The organism is Corynebacterium sp. 74A (genome assembly GCF_008930665.1).
GTDB lineage: Bacteria > Actinomycetota > Actinomycetes > Mycobacteriales > Mycobacteriaceae > Corynebacterium > Corynebacterium megadyptis.
In genome coordinates this window covers 205449-232399 of record NZ_PQMG01000003.1, presented here as the reverse complement: position 1 = coordinate 232399, position 26951 = coordinate 205449, and the positions used below count along the sequence as shown (strand labels likewise).

The 26951-nt window shown below is 63.0% G+C and carries 23 protein-coding genes; 19 read left to right on the top strand and 4 right to left on the bottom strand.

Annotation, left to right across the window (positions count from 1 at the left end; genetic code table 11):
- Positions 1 to 9: 9 nt before the first annotated feature.
- The 8 genes from GBB11_RS06075 (at position 10) to GBB11_RS06040 (ending at position 8926) form a co-directional block, all read left to right on the top strand.
- The gene (locus tag GBB11_RS06075) at positions 10 to 639 is read left to right on the top strand and encodes a C40 family peptidase (RefSeq protein WP_151549362.1); all 630 of its coding nucleotides are present in this window, start codon (positions 10 to 12) and stop codon (positions 637 to 639) included.
- 386 nt (positions 640 to 1025) lie between these two features.
- Positions 1026 to 2051, top strand: a complete 1026-nt coding sequence (locus GBB11_RS06070) for an NlpC/P60 family protein (protein WP_151549200.1) — start codon at positions 1026 to 1028, stop codon at positions 2049 to 2051.
- Positions 2052 to 2160: 109 nt separating this feature from the next.
- Positions 2161 to 3303, top strand: coding sequence for a glycosyltransferase family 4 protein (locus GBB11_RS06065; RefSeq protein ID WP_151549199.1), 1143 nt, complete (start codon positions 2161 to 2163; stop codon positions 3301 to 3303).
- A gap of 72 nt (positions 3304 to 3375) precedes the next feature.
- Positions 3376 to 4341 carry an ROK family glucokinase gene (locus GBB11_RS06060; RefSeq protein WP_151549198.1) on the top strand — a complete coding sequence of 322 codons (966 nt, stop codon included), beginning with the start codon at positions 3376 to 3378 and terminating at the stop codon, positions 4339 to 4341.
- Between the two features lie 179 nt (positions 4342 to 4520).
- Positions 4521 to 5270 (top strand): 1-acyl-sn-glycerol-3-phosphate acyltransferase, encoded by a 750-nt coding sequence (locus GBB11_RS06055; RefSeq protein ID WP_151549197.1) that lies wholly within the window; start codon positions 4521 to 4523, stop codon positions 5268 to 5270.
- A 195-nt stretch (positions 5271 to 5465) separates the two neighbouring features.
- A complete protein-coding gene (locus GBB11_RS06050; protein ID WP_192796345.1) occupies positions 5466 to 6734 on the top strand; it encodes an acyltransferase family protein in 1269 nt (422 codons plus the stop codon).
- A gap of 207 nt (positions 6735 to 6941) precedes the next feature.
- The gene (locus GBB11_RS06045) at positions 6942 to 7466 is read left to right on the top strand and encodes a polyadenylate-specific 3'-exoribonuclease AS (RefSeq protein WP_151549195.1); all 525 of its coding nucleotides are present in this window, start codon (positions 6942 to 6944) and stop codon (positions 7464 to 7466) included.
- 68 nt (positions 7467 to 7534) lie between these two features.
- The gene (locus GBB11_RS06040) at positions 7535 to 8926 is read left to right on the top strand and encodes a class II 3-deoxy-7-phosphoheptulonate synthase (RefSeq protein ID WP_151549194.1); all 1392 of its coding nucleotides are present in this window, start codon (positions 7535 to 7537) and stop codon (positions 8924 to 8926) included.
- A gap of 77 nt (positions 8927 to 9003) precedes the next feature.
- On the opposite strand, the gene GBB11_RS06035 is transcribed toward GBB11_RS06040, so the two are convergent.
- Positions 9004 to 11304, bottom strand: a complete 2301-nt coding sequence (locus tag GBB11_RS06035; RefSeq protein ID WP_151549193.1) for a PASTA domain-containing protein — start codon at positions 11302 to 11304, stop codon at positions 9004 to 9006.
- A 71-nt stretch (positions 11305 to 11375) separates the two neighbouring features.
- On the opposite strand from GBB11_RS06035, the gene GBB11_RS06030 reads away from it, so the two are divergent.
- Positions 11376 to 11744, top strand: coding sequence for an Rv2175c family DNA-binding protein (locus tag GBB11_RS06030; protein ID WP_151549192.1), 369 nt, complete (start codon positions 11376 to 11378; stop codon positions 11742 to 11744).
- A gap of 71 nt (positions 11745 to 11815) precedes the next feature.
- Here the strand turns inward: GBB11_RS06030 and GBB11_RS06025 are convergent, their stop codons facing one another.
- Together GBB11_RS06025 and GBB11_RS06020 are read right to left on the bottom strand one after the other, a co-directional pair.
- Positions 11816 to 13300, bottom strand: a complete 1485-nt coding sequence (locus GBB11_RS06025; protein ID WP_192796330.1) for an alpha-(1->6)-mannopyranosyltransferase A — start codon at positions 13298 to 13300, stop codon at positions 11816 to 11818.
- Between the two features lie 5 nt (positions 13301 to 13305).
- A complete protein-coding gene (locus GBB11_RS06020) occupies positions 13306 to 14397 on the bottom strand; it encodes a polyprenyl synthetase family protein (RefSeq protein WP_151549190.1) in 1092 nt (363 codons plus the stop codon).
- A 213-nt stretch (positions 14398 to 14610) separates the two neighbouring features.
- On the opposite strand from GBB11_RS06020, the gene metF reads away from it, so the two are divergent.
- On the top strand, positions 14611 to 15546 hold the full coding sequence (gene metF / locus GBB11_RS06015; protein ID WP_151549189.1) for a methylenetetrahydrofolate reductase [NAD(P)H]: 936 nt from the start codon (positions 14611 to 14613) through the stop codon (positions 15544 to 15546).
- Here the strand turns inward: metF and GBB11_RS06010 are convergent.
- Entirely contained in the window at positions 15543 to 16097 is a 555-nt protein-coding gene (locus GBB11_RS06010; RefSeq protein WP_151549188.1) for a GNAT family N-acetyltransferase, read from the bottom strand. The genes metF and GBB11_RS06010 overlap by 4 nt on opposite strands.
- Before the next feature lie 161 nt (positions 16098 to 16258).
- Between GBB11_RS06010 and GBB11_RS06005 the strand changes: the two genes are divergently transcribed.
- The 9 genes from GBB11_RS06005 (at position 16259) to mraY (ending at position 26943) form a co-directional block, all read left to right on the top strand.
- The gene (locus tag GBB11_RS06005) at positions 16259 to 16690 is read left to right on the top strand and encodes an SAV_6107 family HEPN domain-containing protein (protein ID WP_151549187.1); all 432 of its coding nucleotides are present in this window, start codon (positions 16259 to 16261) and stop codon (positions 16688 to 16690) included.
- Between the two features lie 192 nt (positions 16691 to 16882).
- On the top strand, positions 16883 to 17287 hold the full coding sequence (locus tag GBB11_RS06000) for a DUF3040 domain-containing protein (RefSeq protein ID WP_151549186.1): 405 nt from the start codon (positions 16883 to 16885) through the stop codon (positions 17285 to 17287).
- Between the two features lie 596 nt (positions 17288 to 17883).
- Positions 17884 to 18315 carry a division/cell wall cluster transcriptional repressor MraZ gene (gene mraZ, locus GBB11_RS05995; protein WP_151530365.1) on the top strand — a complete coding sequence of 144 codons (432 nt, stop codon included), beginning with the start codon at positions 17884 to 17886 and terminating at the stop codon, positions 18313 to 18315.
- Between the two features lie 190 nt (positions 18316 to 18505).
- A complete protein-coding gene (gene rsmH / locus GBB11_RS05990) occupies positions 18506 to 19555 on the top strand; it encodes a 16S rRNA (cytosine(1402)-N(4))-methyltransferase RsmH (RefSeq protein ID WP_151549185.1) in 1050 nt (349 codons plus the stop codon).
- 3 nt (positions 19556 to 19558) lie between these two features.
- The gene (locus tag GBB11_RS05985; protein ID WP_151549184.1) at positions 19559 to 20407 is read left to right on the top strand and encodes a hypothetical protein; all 849 of its coding nucleotides are present in this window, start codon (positions 19559 to 19561) and stop codon (positions 20405 to 20407) included.
- Positions 20408 to 20739: 332 nt separating this feature from the next.
- Complete coding sequence (locus GBB11_RS05980; protein WP_192796333.1) at positions 20740 to 22602, top strand: penicillin-binding protein 2; 1863 nt, start codon at positions 20740 to 20742, stop codon at positions 22600 to 22602.
- A 178-nt stretch (positions 22603 to 22780) separates the two neighbouring features.
- Positions 22781 to 24289: a UDP-N-acetylmuramoyl-L-alanyl-D-glutamate--2,6-diaminopimelate ligase gene (locus GBB11_RS05975; RefSeq protein WP_151549182.1), complete on the top strand. Its 1509-nt coding sequence runs from the start codon at positions 22781 to 22783 to the stop codon at positions 24287 to 24289.
- A 10-nt stretch (positions 24290 to 24299) separates the two neighbouring features.
- Entirely contained in the window at positions 24300 to 25790 is a 1491-nt protein-coding gene (gene murF / locus GBB11_RS05970) for a UDP-N-acetylmuramoyl-tripeptide--D-alanyl-D-alanine ligase (RefSeq protein ID WP_151549181.1), read from the top strand.
- A gap of 52 nt (positions 25791 to 25842) precedes the next feature.
- The gene (gene mraY, locus GBB11_RS05965) at positions 25843 to 26943 is read left to right on the top strand and encodes a phospho-N-acetylmuramoyl-pentapeptide-transferase (protein WP_151549180.1); all 1101 of its coding nucleotides are present in this window, start codon (positions 25843 to 25845) and stop codon (positions 26941 to 26943) included.
- The last annotated feature ends 8 nt before the right edge of the window (positions 26944 to 26951 follow it).

Genomic DNA, 26951 nt, shown 5'->3' with positions numbered 1-26951 from the left:
AAGTTTCAAATGGGTAATCACAATCGTCGTAGCGCAAGCCGTATCGTTCGCAACGCAGCAGCCGCAACCGCTGTCGCCGCCGGTGCCTCCGCCGCACTGGCCACTCCGGCTCAGGCCCTCGACATCAACGTGCCGGTCGTTGGCAACGTGTCCGTTCCTGGCGTGCCGAACGTTCCCGGTGTGCCGGCAGAGATCAACAACATCGTTGACACCGGCCAGCTGACCTCTCAACTGCCCGTGCAGATTCCCGGTCAGGCTCAGGTCGCCCGCTCTGTCGCTCCGGCATCCTCCAACTCCGTTGGTGACCGCATCGTGAGCATCGCTCGCTCCAAGACCGGCGCTCCCTACGTGTGGGGCGCTGCTGGCCCGGACGCCTTCGACTGCTCCGGCTTCACCTCCTGGGTCTACTCCCAGGTGGGCAAGTCCATCCCGCGCACCTCTCAGCAGCAGGCAGCTGCCGGCATCCGCGTGCCGCTGTCCCAGATCCAGCCCGGCGACATCGTTGCCTACTACGGCGGCGCTTCCCACGTCGGTATCTACGTGGGCAATGGCACCATCATCGACGCCATGCAGTCCGGCACTCCGGTGGGCGAGCGTCCGCTCGACTACATGCCGATCCACTCCGTGGTTCGCTTCTAAGAGCCACCGGCTAGACCAGCCGTGACAGCACACCGCAGACCAACGAACGGTCTGCGGTTTTGTCGTTATGGTGGCGCCTCGGCATCCGCTGGGTCGCCGGTGCTCATAGACCCTCTTCGCCCGCCGCCTACGTTTGGGGGTGGGCAAGGCAGTGGCCGTGCCGAGCTGGATAGGCCAATAACTTTCACCACTGTGATTTACTCTAAGCTTCAGTGGCCACATCAAGGTTGGTATTGGCAGAATTTACGCTAAACTTACCTGCTATCTGGGTGTTTGCTCCCTAGGGGAGCAGGAACACCACACAGCGAGGCCCTTGGCCCGCTGTAGCTTTTACTGTGACGCTGTTGTTTCAGCGCCGGCACTTCGAACTCGCACGTGGAGAACACATGAAACTCACCAAGCTCGGGCTTATTACCTGCGCCCTTGCCCTATCTGCCAGCAGCATTGCCGCGCCCCTCGCCAGCGCTGACCCCGCCCAGATGGACAGCCTCATTAAGGAGATGGACGCGGTCTCCCACGAGGCCACTGCGAAGAACGAGGAAGTCAAGCAGCTCTCCATCGACATTGACAAGAGCAAGGAGGAGGCGGGTCGCCTCGCGGAGGAGTTCCAGCGCGCTTCTGCAGCTGCGCAAGAAGCAGCCGAGAACGCCGAGAGCATCCGTAGCGATGTGAACCAGGTGGCTAAGGCTCGCTACCGAGGTGCGAGCCTCGATCCTCTTTCTGGTATCTCCTCGGCCCATAACCCGCAGGACGCCATTGATCGCACTGCCTATATGAGCGCTCTGGTTCAGCGTAATGAGCGCATCATTGTGGAATTGCAGGAGGCGCTGCGCGAGGCCGCTCAGGAACACGAGCGTGCCGCCGCAGCCAAGGCGGTGGCTGATTTCCGTCTCGGCGACCTGAAGGCCCAGCGTGCCAAGCTCGAACGTGAGCAGGATGAGCTGAATAAGCGCACCAGCGAGCTGGAGGCGCGTATCGACGCGCTCGAGCCGAGCTTGCGTCAGGCCTGGCAAAATAAGAACGGCCCCATCGAGGGATTCGATCTCGCCGGTATTACCAGCTCGAACCCGGGCGGGATGAGCGCGGTTAATGCCGCGATGAGCAAGCTCGGCGCTCCTTATGGCTGGGGAGCCACCGGCCCCGACGCCTTCGACTGCTCCGGGCTGATGGTGTGGTCCTATGCGCAGCAGGGCAAGTCCATTCCGCGTACCTCCCAGGCCCAGATGGCTGGTGGGACGCCGGTCTCTCGTGATCAGCTGCAGCCGGGCGATATCGTGGGCTACTACCCCGGAGCCACCCACGTGGGCATGTACATCGGCGATGGCAAGCTGGTTCACGCCTCGGATTACGGTATTCCCGTGCAGGTCGTCTCCGTGGATTCGATGCCCTTCTACGGCGCGCGCCGCTACTAATACCGTCCGGCCCCTCTTCACACCACCGTCCTCTCCGGGAGGATCGCGTGGTGTGATTTTTTTAGGCCCCACGGTGCGGCCTAGGGTGCGTCGCTAGAATGGGGTGACTATGGGCCGCACGCTGCTTGTTACCAATGATTTCCCGCCCACAGTCGGCGGGATCCAGTCCTATCTCCGTGATTTCGTCTCCTATCTCGACCCCGCGGAGATCGTGGTGTTGGCCTCCACACAAGACGCTGCGGCGGCCGCGGCATGGGATGCGCAGGCCGAGTACACGGTGGTGCGCTGGCCTCGCCGGGTCATGCTGCCCACCCCAGGGCTCAAGGCGGAGATGTGTCGTCTCATCGCGCTCTACGACATCCACACCGTATGGTTTGGGGCCGCGGCTCCACTCGCGGTGCTCGGCTCGGCGGCGCGGGCGGCTGGGGCCCGCCAGGTGGTGGCCACCACCCATGGCCATGAGGTCGGGTGGTCGATGCTGCCCGGGGCCCGGCAGATTCTGCGGCGCATTGGCCGTTCCGCTGATGTGGTTACCTATATCTCCGACTACACCTTGGGCCGGATCCGCCCAGCACTGGGCCCCCATCCCCGCTATGAGCCCTTGCCCTCAGGCGTGGATCCCGAGCTATTTCACCCCCTGAGCGAGACGCAGCGGCAACAGGTGCGCGCCCGCTATGGATTTGGCGATGAGCCGCTGATCATCTGTATCTCGCGGCTTGTGCCCCGTAAGGGGCAAGACCAGTTGGTCCGCGCTATGCCGCGTATCCTTGCCCGCCACCCCGAGGCGCGGCTCGTACTTGTCGGCACCGGCTCTTATGAGAAGAAGCTGCGCACGCTTATCGACGCCAACTCCCTTGGCAGCGAGCGCATCCACCTCATGGGCCAGCTTGAATTCACCGAGATGCGGCAGCTGCTTGCCGCCAGCGATGTCTTTAGTATGCCTGCGCGTACCCGCGGCAAAGGCTTGGACGTCGAGGGACTCGGTATCGTCTACCTCGAGGCCCAGGCCTGCGGGGTGCCGGTGGTAGCAGGCGACTCTGGCGGTGCGCCAGAGACCGTGACCAAGGAGACTGGCATCGTGGTCGATGGCCGCGATATCGACAGCCTGGTGGATGCGCTAGTTCATGTGCTCGATGATGACGTCCTGCGCAGCACAATGGGCGAGCGGGGCCGTGCCCATGTGCTGGAGCACTGGGCGTGGCCGATTATGGCGGCACGGCTGCAGCGTATTCTTTGCTCATCCAGCGATTAGAGTGGCGCAGTCTGGCGCATATATACTGGGTGAGTTTTAACGTCTAGAGACGGGACCTATAGAGCTTCCATTATGTCTGCCACCCACTCCATCGGTTTCGATATCGGCGGTACCAACCTTCGCGGCGCCGTAGTGACGCCCGAGGGGCGCATTATCGACTCGGCACAGGTTCCCACCCCGTCCACCCAGCGTGGGCTCGACGAGGCGATTGCGTATGTGGTCACGTCTCTGCGTTCTCGCCACGATGTGGGGGCGGTGGGGCTGGCTGTCGCCGGCTTTATTGATCCCGATTGTGAGCGGGTGCGTTTCGCCCCGCATCTGCCGTGGCGCGATAAGAATGTGCGCGCGGATATCGAGCGGCTCATTGACCTGCCCGTTGTGCTCGAGCACGACGCCAATGCTGCCGCGTGGGGCGAGTACCGTTTCGGTGCCGCCCGCGATGCGCAGACGTGGGTGCTATTTGCTATCGGCACTGGGATCGGGGCGACGCTCATGCATAACGGGGAAATTTATCGTGGCGCTTTCGGCACTGCCCCCGAGTTTGGTCACATCACGGTGGTTCCCGATGGGCGCCGCTGCCCCTGCGGCAAACGGGGCTGTTTAGAGCGTTATTGCTCGGGCACGGCGCTGCCGGATTTTGCCAAGGAGATCATCGGCTCCGGTGAGTTCGAGGATTCGAGCTTTGTGCGCCGCTTCCGCTCGCAGGCTGATGAGCTCACCGGCAGGCGGATTATGCAGGCGGCCTGTAATGGTGATCCTGCCGCGCTGAAGGTGGTGGAGCACTTTAGCCATTGGCTAGGAGAGGGGCTGGCCATTGTCGCCGATATCCTCGACCCCGAACTCATTGTGGTCGGCGGTGGCGTGGCCAAGGATTCCCCACTGTATCTGGAGGCCGCGAAGCAGCGCTTCGCGCGGCGCATTGTGGGCGCCGGATACCGTCCGCTCGCCGATATTAAGACGGTGGAGCTGGGCTCGGATGCTGGCATGATTGGCGCCGCCGATCGGGCGCGCACCCGTTTCCTCGCCCCGGTGGAGTGATTCTGTGCGCACCGAGGGGCTCCCTGCGGCGAAACTTCGGGACGTGAAGGCTAGTTTCTACTAACCTATACTTACGGTCCTCCTGGGAGGACAGATCATGCATTCACCGGCGCCGAGCCGTGGTGTGCCCCGTGCAGGGCAGATCATCTGCAGCGCCCCATTTGCTAGGGAAGTCGCACATGAAAAACAAGTGGTACTGGGTGTTTAAGAACATCCTCATCGGACCCTTCCTGCGGGTGTATAACCGCCCAGAGATCGAAGGCAAGGAGAATATCCCAGCGAGTGGCTCTGCGATCATCGCCTCTAGCCATCAGTCCGTGATGGACTCCTTCTTCTTCCCGCTGCTGTGCGACCGTGAGATCACCTTCCTCGCCAAAAACGAGTACTTCACCGGTACTGGTCTGGTGGGCAAGATCCAGCTGTGGTTTTTTACCTCGCTACGCCAGGTGCCGATCGACCGCACATCTGAGGATGCTGCCGCTAACGCTATTGCTGCGGCCCGTAAGGTGTTCGATCGCGGAGACGTGCTCGGCGTCTACCCCGAGGGCACCCGGTCGCCGGATGGTCGCATCTATCGCGGCAAGACCGGCATGGCCCGCACCGCCTTGGAGTGCCAGCAGCCCATCGTGCCGGTGGCGATGATTAATTCCCGCAAGGCCAATCCCATTGGCTCGTGGATTGTGCGCCCCGCCAAGGTATGGATGAAGGTTGCCCCACCGATCGACCCTATCGCCTTTGTGCAGGAGCGCGGCCTAGACCCCGATAGCTATGAGGCCGCTCGCGCGCTCACCGACCACATCACGGCCCTGTTCTCGGAGATGTCCGGCTATCCCTATGTGAACCTCTACGCCGCCGATGTCAAAGAAGCGCTCGCTGCGGGCAAGGGCTATCCGGAAGGGGCAGAACTCCCCGCCAATTGGGAGGGCTAAGACAGCTATTTTTAGGTTACGCTAAGGTGGCATAGTTTAACTTTTTTGAGCGGCGTCGATAGGGTTAGGGAAGTCCTGCACAACCCCCTATCGGCGCCGCTGCTGCATGCGCACTCGCGGTGATCGTGTCGGGGAGCTGAGCGTCGATAAGCGCGCTCGTCGATGAAGGGGCACGAGGGAGAAAGTGAAGGGCGCATGATGCAGAATCAGCCTGCCGCGCGATATAACGCTGCCGATGTGGAACAGCGGATGGAGCCGGATGCCACCGGCCACGGGATGCCACATATGCATGAGCGCACGGTGGTGAAAGAGCGCCTGAAGTGGCCCGACGCCGCGAAGGGGCTGTCCATTGTGGGGGTGGCGCTGCTGCACGTGTGCTTAGAGGTGCCCTATGGTATGGACACCTGGCTGGCGGAGCTCAACCATCTGCTGGATCCACTGCGCATGCCGCTATTCTTCTTGGTCTCCGGCTACTTCTCGGCGAAAGTGCTGCGCTTTTCCCTCCGCGAGGTCTTCACCAAACGTATCTGGTTTTTCTTTCTGCCCTACCTGGTGTGGATGCCCATTTATTTGTTCATCAAAGAGTATGAGATGGTGCGCTTCGCCGACTTTGAGCACCGCGGGACGGGGTGGGTATTCGATAGCGTGCTCCGCGGCGAGGGCATGTACTGGTTCCTGTATTGCTTGGCCGTGTTCTGCCTCTGGGCATGGGCCACTCGTCGGCTGAGCAATGGAGTGGCAGTGGCCGCCTCCTTTAGCCCGGTGCTGCTGCAGCTCACCCCCGTGAGCGCGTCGATTGTGCTGCATTTCGCGCAATATCTGCCCATCTACATGATCGGACTGCGCTACCGTTTCGCCATCACTTGGATTGCCCGCAGCTGCGCCAAGCCGCGCTTCATTGCGGCCTATGCACTCAGTGGGCTGGCAGCCTATGCGGCGCATGAATGGTGGCTGGACTCGGCTCGCTCTGAGGCGATCATGGACATACCCGTGCGCGAGGAAGGCATGTGGGGATGGAACACTGAGTTCATCGACCTCATCGAGGGGCTGATGTGGCGGCTCTGGCTGCTGCCCACGGCCATTTTGTTGGCGGTGGCGCTCGCTAGCGTGCCGCTGCTGTTTTCCGCACTCGCTTTCGTCGGCCGCCACACCCTCGTGGTCTACATCGGTCACCCTATCGCGATCTCCGTGCTCTTCGGCATGCTCTTTCGCTACCGTGAGGACGTGCTCATTGAACCGGGTAACGGGCTCCTAGCCAGCCCATCGCTCTGGGTGATCGGCGTGTTCATCGTGGCTATGGCCGCCTGCTATGTCTTCTACCTGCTCTCTCGTATACCAGTGATCGGCTGGACTCTGGCGCCGCCGGCGATCGATCCGATGATTGCAGGCCGCAGGGATGCGAGGAAGAATCATCCGGACAACAACGCCGAATCGGCCGCGGCCGTCCACCACCAACACTCCTAGTCGCGGGCGTGTGGCCGGCTGTGGCGAGGGTGGCTATACCCCCGCTGAGCACGTGGCGCGCTGGTGTGCTTAGACTGAAATAACACTTCGAGTACGTTCGCCTTTCTGTGCTCTGTCGGCTTCTCTTAACCGTGCAGCGCGCAAACGGCCACGCTCGCGCCGGGGCACACGAGTTTCCGGGGCGTAGAAAGCAAGCAGACAACCACCGTGCGATTCTTCTACGACACCGAGTTTATTGAGGACGGGACCACCATCGAGCTGGTCTCCATCGGGATTGTTGCCGAGGACGGCCGTGAATATTACGCCGTGTCGAGCGAGTTTGATCCGCGCTCAGCCAATGACTGGGTGCGCGCGCACGTGCTCGACAAGCTGCCGGAGCGCGGCAGCCGCGAGTGGAAAACGCGGGCCACCATCCGCCACGAGGTCTTTGAGTTCCTCACCCATGACGGCACGCGCCCCGAATTGTGGGCCTGGGTGGGCGCCTATGACCACATTGTGCTCGCGCAGCTCTGGGGGGATATGCGGGGCCTGCCACGGCAGCTGCCGCGCTTTACCCGCGAGCTGAAGCAGTACTGGGAAATGGCTGGTAGACCGCAACTACCCGCCGTGCCGAGCGCAGTACACGATGCGCTTGTCGACGCTAGGCATAACCGCGCCAAGTTTCTTATCTGCACCAACGCCATGCCGCTGGGCCTCGATGGGGCGGCTCAGTCCATCTCGCGCCGAAAGTAGCATCCGCCCCGCTCTGCTGGGGTAGGCAAGGGGAGGGAAGAATAGTTCGGTGTGCTAAGAATAAACGTGTGAGTTGGAGTGTAGATATATCAGAATCCGAGCTGCCCGATCTTCCCCCGCTGCCTGCGGGCATTCGGGAGCGTTTCGACGATGTCGTGGCGCGCCCAGCCAAGCAGCAGCCGTCGTGGGACGAGAAGGAAGCCCTTGCGGTGCGCAAGATCCTCGAGTCTGTGCCGCCGGTGGTGCTGCCACCGGAGATTCACCTGTTGAAGAACCAGCTGCGTGAAGTGGCGCTTGGTAATGCATTCCTGCTGCAAGGCGGCGACTGCGCCGAAACCTTCGAGGCCAATACTGAGCCGCACATCAAGGCGAATGTGAAGACCCTGCTGCAGATGGCGGTCGTATTGACCTATGGCGCTTCCACCCCGGTGGTGAAGATGGCCCGTATTGCTGGCCAGTACGCCAAGCCGCGCTCCCAGGATCTCGATGCCAATGGGCTGCCCAATTACCGTGGCGACATCGTCAATGGCGTGGAGGCAACCCCTGAGGCGCGCCGCCACGACCCGGCCCGCATGATCCGCGCATACGCAAACTCCTCGGCCGCGATGAACTTGGTGCGTGCCCTTACTGCCTCCGGCACGGCGGATCTGTACCGCCTGACGGAGTGGAACCGCGAGTTCGTGGCTCAATCGCCGGCTGGTGCCCGCTATGAGGCCCTGGCGCGGGAGATCGAGCGCGGACTGAGCTTCATGCAGGCCTGCGGTGTCTCCGACGAGTCCCTGCGCCAAGCCAATATCTTCTGCTCCCACGAGGCGTTGCTGGTGGATTATGAGCGCGCCATGCTGCGTCTCGGCCAGGACGAAAACGGCGACACCGGACTCTACGATCTCTCCGCGCACCAGCTGTGGATCGGTGAGCGCACCCGCGGCATCGACGATTTCCACGTCAACTTCGCCGCGTTGATCTCTAACCCCGTGGGCATCAAGCTGGGCCCGAAGACCAGCCCAGAAGAGGCCGTTGCCTACGCCGAGAAGCTGGATCCGAACAAGGAACCGGGGCGTTTGGCCATGGTGGCCCGCATGGGACACGACAAAGTGCGCACCGTGCTGCCCGGAATCGTCCGCGCCGTGGAAGAAGCCGGCCACAAGGTGGTGTGGCAGACCGATCCGATGCACGGCAACACCCACACCTCCTCGAATGGGTACAAGACCCGCCACTTCGACAAGGTGCTGGATGAGGTGCAGGGCTTCTTCGAGGTGCATCGCGCCCTCGGCACCCACGCCGGCGGCATCCACGTGGAGCTCACCGGAGAAGACGTCACCGAGTGCCTGGGTGGCGCCGAAGACATCACTGATATCGATCTGCCCGGTCGCTATGAGTCGGCCTGCGATCCGCGGCTGAACACCCAGCAGTCCTTGGAGCTGTCTTTCCTCGTCGCGGAGATGCTGCGCAACCAGTAGCGTCCTGCTCGCGACACGCCCACGGCCCGCCTTCCTGATACAGGGAGTGCGGGCCGTTGTGTTGTGCGGGCTGGGCGCTAAAGGGCCGTGAGTTCGATGGTCACGTCCCCGCGGGAGGAGTCTCTGCTCAGTCCAGGGAGGGGACTTTGGGCGATCACGCGATCATCGTCGTCTAGCCCCGAGGTATCCACCGCGAAGCCGTCCTTGGTGAGTTGTTTCACCGCATCGGATACCCGCTTGCCCAAAACACTCGGGATCTTCACCTTCGACGCCACCTCCACGGAGACGGTGGGGTTGGACGGATCCAGGGCGGAGCCGGGGGAGGGGCTCACCGCCACCACTTCATCGACCACGCGGCCGGTCTGCGATACATAGGAGGCATCCCGGACGCTGATACCGGCGTCGGAGAGGACGTCTTTCGCCTCGTCGAGGCTCAGCCCAGTGATCTTCGGTACCTTGATGGCATTCGACATCACCAGGATCACCGAGTCGCCGCGGTTCAGCGAGGTACCGGAGGAGGGGATGGTCGATACCGCCTCGTCTGGGTCCACGCCCTCGTCGTATTCCTTGCGCACGTCGGAGACCTTCAAGCCGGCCCGCTTGAGCATAGCGCGGGCAGAGTCTTCGCTGCGGCCGCGAATGTCCGGCACCTCGACGGGGGCGGGGCCTTTGGACAGAATCACCGATACCGCCGATCCCACCTTCACCTCGGTGCCGGGGGAGGGAGAAACGTCGAGGACTTTGCCGGCGGGAACGGTGTCATCATAGGCGGCCTCGCCCAGCTCCCACTCCAAGGTGCGGTCGGTGACCGCCGCCTCGTATTTCAGCGGATCGTGGTCTTGGGGGATGGCGGGGACGGTCGGCTTGCCACGGGAGAGGAGTACCACGACATCATGACCGCGTGGTACTCGCTCGCCAAAAGGGGGCTGGGTATTCACCGCCTCCCCAGCCGCGGCCTCGTCGTCATAGATCTCGTCGGTACTTACCGAAAAACCAGCCTCCTGCACGGTCGCTACGGCCTGTTCTTGGTCCATGCCGAGGACCGAGGGGATATCGCCGTAGCGTCCGGAGCCGAACCACCAACCGCCCACGGCCACCGCTGCGGTGGTGAGGGCAATCACCACCAGCCATACCCAAAAACCGATGCCGCGGCGATTACCGGCGGGCCGAGACGGGCGCGAGGGCGCTGCCGACGCAGCGGGGGCCGGGGGATTATCAGGGGCATCGTAGGCGGTGGGCTGTGCCGCGCCATGCGGGGTGGGGGCGTCGGGGGCGCCCATGGGTCCTGCCGGAACCGCCGGACCTGCCGGAACCGCCGGACCGACTGGCCCGGCCGGAGGAACGGCGCCAAAGGTGCGGGTTTCCTGCGTGGTGGCGTGCGGGCCGGCCTCCTCCGGGGTATCGGGGAATTGTCCCTCGCGCGGGTGATGTGGCTGGCCGGGGCCTTCCACGTGGCCGTTGGGCCCGGGATGCATCGCGGGGCTCACCACGGTGGTGGCCCGGTGTGCGGCACCGTGGCGGGGCACGGGCACGGAGAAATCGGGAAGGTTCAGGGTGCGTGCGGCGTCGTTGACGGCGTCGAGGAACTCTTGGGCGTCGGCGAAGCGATCGGCGGGGTTGCGCGCACAGGCGCGGGCCACGAGCTCGTCGAATTCTGGGGGGACGCCGTCGATGCGCGTGGAGGGCGGCGGCACATCCGCGTGCAGGCGTGCGTAGGCGTGGGCCATGGGGTTGTCCCCAGTGAAGGGGGTATCGCCGCTGAGAAGTTCGAAGAGCACGATGCCGGCGGAGTACACATCCGAGGCGGGGCCGACCGAGGAGCCGTCGACCTGCTCGGGGGAGAGATAGGAGACGGTGCCGATGATCTGGTCGGAGGTGTGGTGGGCATGCGATGTGGCGCGCACCAGCCCGAAATCGGCGAGCTTGACCTGATGGTTGCCGTTGATCAGCACGTTATCGGGCTTGACGTCGCGGTGCACCATGCCTTCGCGGTGCGCCACCGCCAGCGCGGTGAGGACACTACGCATCACAGCGGTGGCCGCGTGCGGCGGCATGGGGCCGCGCTCGGAGAGCAGCTCGCGCAGGGTGCCGCCGGTGATCAGTTCCATGATGAGGAATACGTGATCGCCGGAGGAGTTCGTGTCATAGACATTCACGAGGCTCGGGTGCGAGAGCTGCGCCATGGAGCGGGCCTCGCGGCGAAAACGCTCCCGCGAGACGGGGTCATCCATGAGCCGATCATCGAGCACCTTTGCCGCCACGGGGCGCCCGAGGCGTAGGTCTAGGCACCGGTACACAGAGGACATTCCGCCCCGAGCGATAAGAGTTTCCACTCGGTAGCGCTGATCGAGAAGTGTGCCGACCGCCAGTTGAGTCATGGTGAATAGTATGCCTGCATTAACGAAGTTAAGCTAACCGTTTGTCGTCACTCTGTAATACATTAGGTGCCGTGAGTTCGATTCCAGTGTCCAAGGATGTTTTAAGCCCTGACGAGCCCGTGCTAGCCATCCCTGATGTGGCTGAGCGCATGGGTGTGGTGGTGACGAAGGTGCATCACCTGGTCCGCGATCATCAGCTGCTTGTGGTGCAGCGGGATGGCGTGAAATATGTTCCGGAGCGCTTCCTCAACGAGGACGGGTCGCTCAACCGCTTTGTGCCCGGAGTGATCGCGCTATTGTCCGATGGCCACTACACGGACGCTGAGATCCTGGAGTATCTCTTCAGCGCCGATGATTCGCTGCCCGGTCGCCCCGTCGACGCTCTACACGGGCATCTCGCCCGCGAGGTCATGCGCCGCGCCCAGGCTATGGCTCTCTAAACCCAGCACGCTTATTGACGCCCCGTCGCCGGCACAGCATCCTTTTGCCGCAACGCAGCCCTGCGTTCGGCTCAGGCTGTGCGGTGCTGGGGCTGTTGTCGTTCTGCGTCGGTGAAGATATAGCCGGTGGCGAAGTAAGCCACGATGGTGGTGGGCACCATCCAGACTGGGTTGTAGAGCTGGTGATTGCCGCTGCCGGTGAAGGCGAGCGCAATGATGATAGACAGCAGGGTGGTGGCCTTGATGACTCTCATCGAGGGATGGAAGGTCCCAATCACATTGAGCAGGCTGGTGTAATACCACGGGAGGGTGACGGCGTTGAATACCACTGCGCAGCCATAGGCCACGGCGATGCCGATGATATTGCGCCGATTGTTCTGGCGATAGATCCACCACGCTGCTGCGATGCCAAGAAGCATGATGACCCCGCAGATGGGGCGGGTGATGGCCAGCGCGGTGTTATAGGTGAAGTCATCGGTGATGAACAGGATCACCGGGGTGACAATGTCGGCGATGAGGGAGGGCAACGCCAGCGGGTTGATCACCTTCGAGTTCCCCGAAAGCTGCGATACCCACCCCCAGTTCGAGCCCGAGGCGGCGGTGACCGCGATCATCACCACGGCGAACTCCACCACCATCCAGGCGCCGGTAACGAAGAAGGCGATGAGCGCGCGGGGAGTAGGAGTGAGCCCCGTCCGGCGTTCGAGGACGGCCGCGAGATGGCGGGCTCCCATCCAGACGATAAACGGCAGTGCCAGCGCCGCCGTGGCCTTGAGCGAGACCGCGACAGACACCAGTAGCACGGCGCAGAGGAAGCGCTGGCGCAGCGCGCAGAGCAGGCCAAGGCTGACCAAGCCCACCATGAGCGATTCGTTATGCATGCCGCCCACCAGATGGAGCACCATCACGGGGTTGGCCACGCCCAGCCACAGAGCCAGCGCGGGCGAGCCCCCGAGGCAGCGCGCAATCTTCGGCGTTGACCACGCGATAGCGATGAAGCCGGCGATAGAGACCACCTTGTACAGCAGCACGCCAAGGGTGACGTTCTCGCCGACTAGGCTCGTAACGCCCTCGCCGATCCACAGGTGCAGCGGCCCATAGGGGGTGGTGGTGTTGCGCCAGTCGTGGCTGACTTCCAGCAGGAAGGGGCCCGGATTGACCGCGGCACCCTGGGTGTAGGGGTCGAAGCCATCGCGCAGCATCGCTCCCTGCATGAGATAGCTATACACGTCGCGCGAGAGAATCGGGGCGGCGAAAAGAAGTGGCGCGACCCAGGTGATAAGGCAGAAGCGGATCTCAGCGACTTTGTCCTTCTCGGAGAGCCGCGGATTCCACATCACCTGCCGGCCTAAGAGCACCCACGCGGCCACAGCGCCCATAATGCCGAGCCAGACGATGGTATTGGACACCCCAGCGCCATGGCCGTAGCCCATAAAGTCCAGCCCGAGTGCCTCTAACACTCCGCCGCGGTTGCGGATGGCGCCACCGCCATAGGATCCCGCGATAATCAGTACTGCTGCGGCGAGGCCGACCCAGCGCGCACGAGCCCAGTCCATCGCCACTACATCCTCCGCGCGGTCGCGCGCTCCGCAAGATCGCCGAGAATACCCTCCACCGCGGGTACCGCTGTGATGGTGGCGAGCGCCTGGTTCTTCAACTCGGTGATGTGGCTTTCCACCTCATCCACAGCTCCGGAGTCCGCGATAATCTCCGCTAGCTCCTGAATATCGGCGGAACTCTCCACCTGGCCGAGGCCTTCACGCAGCCGGGCAGCCCGCTGCGGGGCCTGAACATCGAGAATCGCGAGCGTGCGCGCCACCAATACAGTGCGCTTTCCCTCGCGAAGGTCATCGCCGGCCGGTTTGCCGGTGACGGCTGGGTCGCCGAAGACCCCGAGGACATCATCTCGCAGCTGGAAAGCTATTCCCACATCGCGCCCATAGGAGCGATAGGCGGCAATAGTTTCCTCGTTTGCGCCGGCAATAGCGGCCCCTAGGTGCAGCGGACGCTCGATGGTGTAGGCGGCCGTTTTATAGCGATTGACGCGCATGGGTGCTTCCACGCCCTCGACGCCTTTGGACTCGATGGTGATATCGAGGATCTGTCCACCGATCACTTCATGGCGCATCGCCCGCCACGGCTCACGCATGCGCCGCAGAGCGGCATCTGACAGGCCGGAATCCATCACCATGTCATCGGCGTACACCAAGGCCATATCGCCGAGCAAAATCGCCAGTGATTCGCCAAAGTGGGCGGCATCGCCGGAAAAGCCTTGCTCCCGGTGATAAGCCTCCACCCGTCGGTGCACGGTGGGGAAGCCGCGCCGAGTATCGGAGGAATCGATGATGTCATCGTGAATAAGAGCGCAGGCTTGGATGAACTCCAGGGCGGATAGGGCGGTGGTGACAGCCTCAATATCCTCGGGGCATTCGGGGCTCCGGGCGCCCATGTAGCCGGTCCAGCCAAAGAGGGGACGCATACGCTTGCCGCCGCTGAGCACGAAATCTTCCAGTACCGCGGTGCCGAGATGCACGTTTTCGTCCATTGCGAGGGAGTGGTGCTTGCGCTGTGTGCAGTAGCTCAGCAAATGCTCACGGACGACCAGAGGAATGGCCTGAATGGGGTCGGTGAACAGCTCTGAGTGAGTCGACATCACAGTCTCTCCAGATCGATAGTGGGGTATGGGGTCAGCGAGGCCCCAACCGGCGGCGAGGAGGGTCTAGGTTGTATCACTGTTGACTCTAGCGTGTGCTGCAGACATGGGGTGCGTGCGGGGCACATAATTTTCTGCGGGAATGAACCGCTCTGTTCACTTTTGGGGGCAATTCGCGCACAAAGCGGTTTGTATGTGCTTTAATGCAGCACCATGCCCACAACACAGCCGCAGCACCGTTCGGTTATCGACGCCATCACTGCCCCTCGCGATGCCCGCGTGGCCTTCTCGGTGGAATTCATGCCACCCCGCGATGACGCAGCCGAGCAGCGCATGTGGGATGCGGCGAGCACCTTCCACGACCTGGGGGCGGCCTTCGCCTCGGTGACCTATGGTGCGGGCGGGTCTACCCGCGAGCGCACTGGCCGCATCGCGCGACGGCTCTCGCAGCATCCGCTGACCACCTTGGTGCATCTGACCTTGGTGGAACACACCGCGGAGGAACTTACGTCAATCCTGCGGGAATACGCCCACCTGGGGCTCACCAATCTCTTGGCCCTGCGCGGTGATCCGCCCGGCAACCCGCTGGGGGAGTGGGTGCCCACCGAAGGCGGGCTGAACTATGCAATCGATCTCATCCGCTTAACCAAATCGGTGGAGGAGTGTCGCGACTTCACTATCGGCGTCGCCAGTTTCCCCGAAGGCCACTATCGCGCAGAGAACCTCGACGCGGACACGCACTGGACCCTAGAGAAATTGCGCGCTGGGGCGGAGTTTTCCATCACCCAAATGTTTTTTGATGTGGAGCACTTCCTGCGGCTCCGGGATCGCCTCGCTGCCGCCGATCCCGTGCACGGCTCGAAGCCGGTGATCCCTGGGCTGATGCCGATCACGAGCCTGCGCTCGGCCCGCCGCCAAGTGGAGTTGTCCGGCTCCTCCTTGCCGGCGGCGCTCGAACGGCGTTTGCTCGCCGCAGAGACGGATGAGCAGGTCCGTGCTGTGGGGATCGATGTGGCCTCCGAGATGGCCGAGCGTTTGATCGCGGAAGGGGTGGAGGATCTGCACTTTATGACGATGAACTTCGCCCGTGCCACCCAAGAGGTGCTGCACAATCTCGGTATGGCCCCGAAGTGGCAGCCGAGCGCCTAGGAAGCGGTGGGAAGGTAGAGCACCGCGAAGGGGCGGGAATCACCCAAGAAGCGAAAATTGCGCAGAAGATCCTGGAAGCCTAGAGAGCGGTAGAGGCCGAAGGCGCGGTTGTTTTCCCCTGCGGTTTCTGGAGTGGAGAGAAGAATGTGGGTGGGGGCGGCGTCGATAAACGACCTAATGAGGCGGCGTCCAATGCCTCGGCCTTGATAGGCGGGATCGACGTGAATCTCGGAGAGTTCCACATAATCGTTGAGGGTGTCTAGCTGCGGACTATGGGCGCCGTAGGTCTGGCGCACCCCGTGATAGACCTGATTGAACCACCACTGGGTGCTATTGCTGCGAAAGCCGTACACCACGCCGACGATGGAACGATCATGGACGGCGATGAAGGCGTGAAAGTCGCGGTTGCGGGAGTTATGTCGCCACGCAGAAACGCGGGAATCGGCCAAGGTGGGGTCATAGCCCATCGCGCGGATGTAGATGTCCACTAAGTGCGGGGTCAGCATGCAAAACTCGACGGTGCTGAGTTCGCGTATTTCCTCCACGGCCATAACTTTTTATTTCACCATTCTTCTCTGCGATGTGTGGCTCATTCTAGCCGAACATTGCCAGTAGAACACATGTTCGAACACGGCGGGTGGGGTGTCCTGGGTGCTCACTAATGTCACAGCTAAACAACGCACCAGAACACTCAATAATTAAGGAGCAGCTCATGGCCACCCCGATCGTATCCTCCACCGTCTCTTCCCTTCGCCCCCGCGTTCCGAATAGTGTCCGGCTTTTCCGCAGTGCCGTGGACAATTATGAGGCCGCGCAGCAGGCGCTGCTGGACGATAAACTGCTCGATGCTCTCGAATATGGATACCGCGCGGCGCTGCGCCTCGCGGGAGCGCGGGTAGCAGATAGTCCGGTGGCGAAGCGGCGGCGGCTGCCGCGTTCCGCTTGGGATCAGCTGCGCCTAGTAGATCAGCGCGGGGCCGAGTATGCGGATCTCTTCGAGGCGTTCTCCCGGGTGAGGCAGCGTGCACTTAATGGTCTTGATCGGCGCATTTCTCCAGCCCGCGTGGGCACCTTGATACGGCTGGTAGAGTCCTTCCTAGACGATGTAGATGAGCAGCTGCATCCCACTTCCACCGCAGCCTAGAAGTTCGGCCGCACTGTCGCCTAGCGGCGGCTAGTGATGGCGGGGCGTGTGGGGCTGTCGGGGGTGGGAGTGCTGCCGGTGAATGGTGATCGGAACAATTCACGGCAGTGAAACGTTGTTGTATTTTGAAGACCCATCAGCGGCAGGTGCTCTGCACATGGAGCCCAGCCACACACCCGCCCGGGAGGAACAGTGTCGCTTTCAGAGCAGGAGAAAAAGCTTCTCCGTGAGATTGAGCAGTCACTACTTGCAGACGATCCCAAGTTTGGATCCTCGATTAAAGAGGAATCCGCTTTCGGTGGTGGTTCCGGATCGCTGAGCCTGCGAGGGATTGCCGTCGGCGTCATCGGTCTTCTTGTGCTGATTGGTGGCATCGCGCTGAGCCAGGCCAACCTGTGGTTCATCGCTCTCGGCGCAGTGGGCTTTCTCATCATGTTTGGCGCTGGCCTCTGGATGCTGCGTAGCGGTGGCGATGGCGGCTCGTTCGATTCCGGTCCGAAGCTGCACACCGTCAGCAGCTCCCGCCCTGCAGCCGCACCGAAACAAGACACGAGCTCGATGGAGGAGCGTTTCCGCCGCCGCTTCGGCGAGCATTAATCTCCGCCGGTGATCTCTAGGGGGCTAAGGGTCTGACGCTCCCACCCAGCGCGCACCTGAAGGTGCGCGCTTTTTTCATGCCCATACCGCGCGCCATCGGCGTCGACGCACCCCTATGGCGCTGCCGCACTGCGCGGCTTCCCACTTTCTCCCACCACGATCCCCCACTGCGCCCCACGCGGAGCTCCCCACTGAGTAAAAAGTGAAGATAGTGCGGCTGAAAAGCGAAAAGATAGAGGTGGTGCGTATGGGGATCCTGGGGGTCAAGACCACTACAGTCACCTCTCGTGTCCTATTGTGACGTTCTGAAGTGCCCTCGCGCACAGTGTCTCCCACTGTGGTCGAGAGAAAAATACCGCCATGAACAGTGGTTTTAGTGAGAAGAAAAAGAAATGGGCGGCGCAGGCTGTTAAAAGTGGGGGAAAGTGGGGTATTGTGGGGCCTAGGTCAGCTGGCCGGCTCATTGTGGCCGCTCGGCGGGCAGGAAATTGGATATCGAAGGCATGCGAGATGTGCACCTGAGTGCCGCGTTGAACGAGGTATCCCGCATCACTGGGTTTCGAGGTGATTGACACGTAAAGGAGGCCAATAAACCCATGTTTCTTGGCACCTATACCCCGAAGCTCGATGACAAGGGACGGTTGACGCTGCCGGCAAAGTTTCGTGAGGAACTTGCGGGCGGCCTCATGGTTACCAAGGGCCAAGATCACAGCTTGGCCGTGTATCCCCGTGAGGAGTTTGCCGCTCGAGCACGCAAGGCAGCGGCGGTGTCGCGTACCAACCCAAAGGCGAGGGCGTTTATTCGTAACCTCGCTGCGAGCGCGGACGAGCAACGCCCTGACGGGCACGGCCGAATTACCCTTTCGGCGGCGCATCGCGAGTATGCGGCCTTGAAGAAAGAGTGCGTAGTGATCGGCTCGGTCGACTTCCTAGAAATCTGGGATGCCGAGGCATGGGCTGCGTACCAGGCCGAAACTGAGGATTCCTTCGCGGATGCAGAGGATGACGTTTTGGGCGGCTTTATCTAACACGAGGCCCGCTGTCGACCACGCGCACGCGGTGTGTGTAGACCTCCGGCTGAGGTTGAAGTTCTGGTGTACTTCCCCGATACCAGAATGTTCCCTCGGACGGAGCTCTATATACACCGCCGACGTGTCCGGTGAGACCACATCTATTTGCCTGCACGACTCATAGCGAGAGGGGGTGCGATCGCGCACCATGACGGCACAGCACACACAACAGGAACACGACGTGGATACAGCCAGCGCCCAAGCGCGGGAGCTCGACGCCAATCATGGCCATATCCCCGTGCTGCGTGATCGTGTCACCGAGCTGCTCGCTCCCGCGATCGAGGCTTCCGAGAATCCGGTGGTCGTGGATGCCACCCTCGGTGCGGGTGGACACACCGAGCACCTGCTGTCGACCTTCCCCAGCTGCTTCGTTATCGGCGTGGACCGCGATGCCCGCTCCCTAGCTGAGGCCACCGCTCGGCTCGAGCGCTTCGGCGCTCGCTTCTGCCCGATCCACGCCCGCTTTGATGATCTGGGTGAGGAGATCGATCGCTCGACGGCGCCGGCCGCTATCCGTGCCCAGCAATACGGCCTCACTGGGGCGCTCGCCGACCTAGGTGTGTCCTCCATGCAGCTCGACCAAGTCGATCGAGGTTTCGCCTATAGGGTGGACGCCCCGCTGGATATGCGCATGGATAATAGCCAGCGTTTAACCGCGGCGGATGTGCTCAACACCTATAGCCACGGAGATCTCGCGCGCATCCTCAAAACCTATGGTGACGAGCGTTTCGCGGGCAAGATTGCCAGCGCGATCGTGCGGGAGCGCGAGAAGGAGCCCTTCCAGTCCTCGGCGCGGCTCGTGGAGTTGCTGTACGACACCATCCCCGCGGCGACCCGGCGTACGGGCGGACATCCAGCCAAACGCACTTTCCAAGCCCTGCGCGTGGAAGTTAATGCGGAACTCGAATCGCTGGAGAACCTCATCCCGGTGGTGACCGAACGCCTCGCCCCGCACGGGCGAATGGTGTTCATGAGCTATCAGTCGCTCGAGGACAAGATCGTGAAAAAGGTACTCACCGATCTCACGACCTCCACCACTCCGCCGGGGCTACCCATGGATCTCCCGGGAACCGCTCCGTCGTTCCGCTTGCTCACCCGAGGCTCGGAGAAGGCATCCCCCGCGGAGATCGAGGTGAACCCCCGCGCCGCATCGGTGCGGGTACGCGCCGCTGAAAAAGTATCGGAAGAAAGGCTCTAAGACATGACCCTCACCGCAGGAACTCCCGTGCGGCGTCCTCGGCGCAGCGCGCAGGATGGCTCGGGCCAGGCAGAGCACGATGCTTATCGGCCCTCCCCGCGTTGGGCAAATTCTTCCCATCGCTCGCGGGATTACAGCACGAGCACTTTCAGCAGCGTCGATACGCTCGAGCGCGACAAGGACACCGCCGAGCGGGAGTCGTTGAGCACGCGGTATGGTCACCGCGCCACCACATTGCGGCCGCAGGCGCCGGCGGCGCCGAAGCCGCAGCGGAAGTTCCAGCGCAGGCTGGGCAGCCAACAGGTGGTCTCGGTGCGCGGCCGCCGCGTGGAATCCCCGCGCCCAGACCAGGGCGTGGTGCGCACCTTGGTGTTCTTCCTCTTGCTCAGTGTGCTCGGTGTGGTGGGCACGATGTCGCTCTCCGGACTGAACACGGAGCAGACCTTTACTATTCAGCGTCTCTCGCAGCAGGACGCCCAGCTGGGTAATCAGCTGGAAACCCTGCGCCGCGATGTGGAGCAATCCCGGGCCGCCGCCGATGCGGCCGCCACGGCCGCCGATCACAAGATGGTGATTCCCGGCCAGCCGGGTGCTCTCGACGTGCGCAGTGATGGGGTAGTGGAGGAGAAGCTGGCTCCCAACCCCAATGGGAATTTGCCGATCATTGACGTCAATAAGGGGCAGGGCCGGCCGAACCGCGCCAGCAGCGATCCCAACCGCACCGAGGAAATGCGGGATCGTCTCGAAGCCGTCGCGCCGCGTAATAACTCGGTGAATGATGGTGTCGCCGAAACGCGCGAGACGCCGAATAGCGGTCAATCCGGTGCGCCGCTCCCCTATGCGGGGCGCTAGGCGGTTTAGACTGAACCCGACCTCTATAGACAGGGCACTAGCTGTAGTTTTGAGGCTAAAAGCCCTGTCTTGTCAGTTCCAAGGCCAGCGTTTTCTTAAGGGTAGTGAAGGAGTCTCGGTTCGTGAGTGAATCATCTAGGCCGCGCCGCAGGGAACCCCGCCGCCCGGTTCGCCGCGAACGCGGTGAGGCGGCCGACGTCTCGGCACGTTCTCGCCGCCGACGCCCCCAACTCGACGATGCTCCCCGCGCCCCTCGTCCGGAACGCGGGTCGCAGCCGCCCCAGGCCACCTCGCGTTTCTGGACGTGGCTCAGCACCAGCGGCCCCGTGAATCTGAAAAAGCGCCTCGGCGTGGCGCAAGTTTTTGCGATCCTTCTCGCCGTGGTGCTCATCGGCCGACTCGCCCTCGTGCAGGTCGTGTGGGGCCCGGAGTTTGCGGCCAAGGCGGAGGCCCAGCGCAGCCGCCTCTATGTGGATCCCGCGCGCCGTGGTGCGATCGAGGATCGTCATGGCCACAGCCTTGCCTCGACCATGCAGGCCCGATCGCTGACCGTCTCACCGAAGCAGTTCCGCGAGGAAGAGCGCGAACGCCAGGACTATAAGCTCTACGAGGCCGGCGGCTACAACGATATGAGCGAGCAGGAACGCGAGCAGGCCATCGCGGACAACGTCGATAAGCAATTGGAGAAAATTGCGCAGGAGATTCCCGCCACCATCAAGGAGGCAGGGGCCAGCGCGGAGGACGTGAAGCCGGAGGATATCCTCACAAAGCTTGAGGCCGATTCCACGTATGAAATCCTCGTGCGCAATGTGGATCCGGATGTGGCGGCGGAGATCGTCGACACCTTCCCCGGTATTGCCGCGGACTATCAAGAGATTCGCAACTATCCCAATGGAGCTATCGCCCAGAACGTGGTGGGTAAGACCAGCATGGAAGGCGAGGGCCAGTTCGGCTTCGAGCTCTATGCGGACGAGAATCTGGCGGGGAAGGATGGCTCCTCCAAGGAGGATGTCTCCACCAATGGCCAGGCCATTCCGGGCACGCTTCGCGACGTTGTCCCGGTACAGGATGGCGCCAGCTATGAGCTCACACTGGATCTGGATCTGCAGACCTATGTGCAGCAGCAGGTACAGCAGGCCAAGGATATTTCCGGCGCCGAGAGCGCCCAGGCCATTGTGCTCGACGCCCGGAGCGCCGAGGTGCTCGCCATGGCCAATTCCGACACCATCGACCCCAATGGCGATATTAAGAAGCAGCTCGAGGAGGGGCGGAGTTTCACCAACTCGACTATCTCCAATCCCTTCGAACCGGGCTCGGTGGCGAAGATCATCACCGCCTCTGCGGCGATCGACAATGAGCTGACCACCCCAGACGAGGTGCTCAGCGTGCCCGGCTCTATCGACATGGCGGGCGTGACCGTGCGCGATGCGTGGGAACACGGCACTGTGGGCTTTACCACCACCGGTGTTTTCGCTAAATCCTCCAACGTGGGCACCTTGATGCTTGCCCAGCGCGTGGGGGAGGACCGCTTCAATGACTATCTGCACCGTTTCGGCCTCGGGGAAGCCACGGGTGTGGAACTGCCCGGCGAGACCGCCGGCCTGCTGCCTGCCCGCGAGGACTGGGGTGGCGGTACCTTCGCCAACCTGCCCATCGGACAAGGTATGGCGATGTCGCTGCTGCAGATGACGGGGATTTATCAAACCATCGCCAATGACGGCGAGCGCATCCAGCCGCGGATCGTGAAATCTAAGACCGATGCCGAGGGCAATGAGGTGCCCATTGCGGCGCCCGAGAGCGTGCAGGTGATGAAGCCCGAGGCGGCCAAGGTGGTGCGCAATATGTTCCAAGGCGTGGTGCAGGGCGCCGATGGCGGCCAAGCCGGTACCGCCCCCGATGGGGCGATCGAGGGCTATCAGATTTCCGGCAAGACCGGTACCGCGCAGCAGATCGATGAAAACACCGGCGCATACTCCAATTCGGATTATTGGATCACCTTTGCCGGCATCGCCCCGGCGGATGATCCCCGATATGTCATCGGCATCATGCTCGATGATCCAGAACGGGGCGTACACGGCGGCGGTGGCGGCACGGCCGCGCCCCTGTTTAAAGACATTGCGCAGTGGTTGCTGGCGCGGGATAATGTTCCGCTCAGCCCGCCGCGCGAGGGCAACCTTGTGCTTCAGGCCTACTAGGCACAGGTTCCGCTCCACCCGCAGCGGGCGGTGCAGGCGGGTGCGGCATCGCCCGACGGTTGCGCTTAAAGTAGAGCGCAACCGAATGAGCACGACGGAGCCGGCAAGCAGCTCGGCACCGTATAACTGAATAGCGCTAGAGACTAATGAGCCCTATATATCAAGGAGGAAACTGCGCGTGGCACTGAACTTTTCTGAGGTCCTGAACCTCAGCGGCGGCAGCGTAATCAATGAGCCCAGCGAGGCTCTGAGCGTGAGCGAGATTGGACTGGATTCCACCCAGCTGCCCGCGGGCGCTGTGTTCGCGGCGCTTCCCGGCACTCAGGTGCACGGCGCCACCTATGCCGGCAGCTGCGAGGCCGCGGTGATCCTCACCGATCAGGCCGGCGCCGCTATTCTCCGCGACGCGGACGAGACCCGCCCCATCATCGTGGTGGAGGACGTGCGCGAGATCCTTGGACCGGTCTCTGCGGCCATCTATAACAACCCCTCGGAGAAGCTCAGCATCATCGGCGTCACCGGCACCTCCGGCAAGACCACCACCAGCTACATGCTGGAAAAGGGGATGATGAAGGCTGGGCATCGAGTGGGGCTGATTGGCACCACCGGTACCCGTATCAACGGCACCCCGGTGGCGACCAAGCTCACCACCCCGGAGGCCCCGACGCTGCAGAAGCTCTTCGCCACCATGGTGGAGGAGGGCGTTACGCACGTGATTATGGAGGTCTCTAGCCACGCCCTCGTGCTCGGTCGCGTCGCCGGCACGCACTTCGCTGTCGCCGGCTTCTCCAACCTGTCGCAGGATCACCTCGATTTCCACCCCACGATGGAGGAGTACTTCGAGGCCAAGGCCCTGTTCTTTGATCCTTCCAGCACGCAGCACGCCGCCCAGACAGTGGTGTGCATCGATGATCGCTGGGGCGAGTCCATGGCCGAGCGTGCCGGCGAGTCCGTGCTGCGCGTGGCCACCCACGGCCAGAGCGCCGAGGTGACCGCCTCCGATATTGAGGTCTCCGCCACCGGCTCCCAGCGTTTTACTCTCACCGTGGATGGCGCCGCCCACACCGTAGAGCTGCCGCTGCCCGGCCGCTTCAACGTGGCAAATGCCGCCCTAGCCATCGCCTGCGCCCATGCCGCTGGCGCCGATGTGGACCTAGTGGCCCAGGGCATCGCCGAGGTGGCCGTGCCCGGCCGCATGGAATCCATCGATGAGGGCCAAGACTTCATGGCCGTGGTGGATTATGCCCATAAGCCGGGGGCGATTGCCGAGGTGCTGGACACTGTGCGTGCCCAGATCTCCGGTCGGGTCGCAGCGGTGATTGGTGCCGGCGGCGATCGCGACGCCACCAAGCGCCCGATCATGGGCGCCGAGGCCGTCAAGCGCGCCGACTTTGTGGTGATCACCGATGACAACCCGCGTTCCGAGGAGCCGGCGTCCATCCGCGCCGAGGTCGTGCGCGGCGCCACCGAGCAGCAGGCCGAGACCCCGGGCGCCGAGGTGACTGAGATCGGCGATCGTCGCGAGGCCATTATCGCCGCCATCAACTGGGCACAGCCGGGCGACGCGGTGGTGGTGTGCGGCAAGGGTCATGAGACCGGCCAGCTGATCAAGGGCGTCAACCACCACTTTGATGATCGTGAAGAGGTCCGTGCCGCACTGCAGCAGCGCGGTACCGAGAGCAAGTAAAGGCCAGCTGATGAAGACGTACACGCTCGCGCAGATCGCCGAGATCACCGGCGGGGAGCTTTCTGCCAGTGCCGATCCTGAGTCCCTCGTGACTGGGCCTGTGGAGTTTGACTCCCGCAATGTTGCCCAGGGCTCGTTATTTGTTGCCCTGCCCGGGGCGAATGTGGATGGCCACGACTTCGTGCCTACCGCCCTCGAGTCTGGGGCGACGGCCGCCCTCGTGGCCCAAGAAGTCGAGGGGCCCGCGATCGTGTTACCGGTGACCGAGCTGGACCGCAGCATGGACAACGCCTATGCCTTCGCCGTCGATACCACCGGCCGCACGGAGGCCGTGGTGGGCGGGTTGGCGGCGCTGGCCCGCCGCAATACCGCGGAGTTGCAGCAGCACGGGCTGAAGGTGGTGGGTGTGACCGGCTCCGCCGGGAAGACCTCCACCAAGGACTTCCTGGCCACGTTGCTGCGTTCGGTGGCGGAGACCGTCGCCCCGCCCGGGTCTTTTAATAACGAGATCGGTCTGCCCTATACCGCGCTCAAGTGCGATGAGGACACCACCTATCTCATCAGCGAAATGTCTGCTCGCGGGATTGGGCACATTCGCCATCTCACCGAGATCACTCGCCCCGATATCGCGGTGGTGCTCAACGTGGGCAGCGCCCACCTGGGTGAGTTTGGCTCGCGGGAAAATATCGCCACCGCTAAGGGCGAGATCATCGAGGCCCTGCCCGCCGACGGGGTCGCGGTGCTCAACGCCGATGATGAGCTGGTGGCGCAGATGGCGCAGACGACCGCGGCGAGGGTGCTCTTTACCTCGGCCGCGCTCGACGGGCGCACCCCGAAGCCGCAGGCCGATATCACGGCAACCGAGGTGCACGTGGATGAGCTGGCGCGTCCGCGCTTCGTTCTCACCACCCCGAGCGGCAGCGCCGATGTCCAACTGCAGGTCAGTGGCGAACATCAGGTGTATAACGCCCTGGCTACGGCGGCGGTGGGGCATGCTGTGGGCCTGGAATGCGCGCAGATCGCGGCGGCTCTGAGCGCCCACACGGCGGCCTCGGCGAACCGCATGGCCATCACCACCCGCAGCGATGGAGTGGTGATTATCAACGACTCTTATAATGCCAACCCAGACTCCATGCGCGCGGGCATCAAGGCGCTGGCCTCCACGGCCGCCGCCGCGGGCACCGGCAGCTGGGCGATCTTAGGACAGATGGCCGAGCTGGGCGAGGATGCCATCAGCGCCCACGAGGAGCTGGGCCAGGTGCTGGTGGATCACGACATCGATCACCTCATCACGGTCGGTACGGATGTGAACACCCACGCCCTTGCCGGCGTGGCCGAGGAGCTGGGTATCGACACCCATATCGCCGAGGGCGTGGACGGGGCGCTGAATATCATCGCCGCCGGCGTCGAGCCGGGCGAGGTGGTGTTGGTCAAGGCGTCCAATGCCGATCGGCTGTGGTACGTCGCCGAGCAATTGGCGCAGCTGAGCAAGAGCCGATAAACGCCAGAACAGTCACGAAGGTATAGAAAGAAACGCACGGGTAGATTACGTCATGACGCAGATCATCATCAGCGGGGTAGTGAGCTTCCTCATTGCCATTTTCCTCACCCCGGTGCTCATTCGTCGCTTCTCGGCCGAGGGGCTGGGCCAAGAGATTCGCGAGGATGGACCGGCCTCGCACCTCCGTAAGCGCGGCACGCCCACCATGGGAGGTATCGCGATCCTCGCCGGTATTCTCGGCGGCTATGTGGTCGCCACCATCGTGGGCGCGATCACCGGATCCACCGCCTTCACCGCCTCCGGCATCTTGGTGCTGTTGTTGACGCTCGCCCTCGGCGGGCTGGGCTTCGCCGATGACTACATCAAGCTGGCGAAGGGCCGCAATCTCGGCCTGAATAAGAAAGGCAAGCTCTTCGGGCAGCTCGCAGTCGCCGTCATCTTCGGATTCTGTGCGCTGCGCTTCGAGAATGACCAGGGCATCAGTCCCGCGTCCACGCACCTGTCGTTCATTCGCGATATCGACACCTTGGATCTGGCTTTTGGCGGCGGCATCCTGGGCACCCTAGTGTTCCTCGTGTTCATCTACATCCTCGTGTCCGCCTGGTCGAATGCGGTGAACCTCACTGATGGTCTCGACGGACTCGCCGCCGGCTCCACTGCCATGGTGATGGTGGCCTATACCACCATGACCTTCTGGCAGTTCCGCAACTCCTGCGATGTCGCCGTGCAGCCGGGCTGCTATTCCGTGCGCGATCCGCTTGATCTCGCCATGCTCGCTGCGGCCGGCGCCGGCGCTTGCGCGGGCTTCCTGTGGTGGAATGCCGCGCCCGCCAAGATCTTCATGGGCGATACCGGTTCGCTCGCGCTCGGTGGCCTCGTGGCGGGACTGTCCGTGGCCTCGCGCACGGAGCTGCTCATGATTATCGTCGGTGCGCTCTTCGTGATTGAGGTCGCCTCGGTGGCCATTCAGATCATCGTCTTCAAAACTCGCGGCACCCGCGTGTTCCGCATGGCCCCCTTCCACCACCACTTCGAGTCCGGCGGGTGGGCTGAAACCACCGTTACCATCCGATTCTGGCTGCTCGCAGCCATGGCCTGCACCGCGGGCATGGCGCTGTTCTACAGCGAGTGGCTCACCAGCGCAGGGGTATAGCCTTTCAT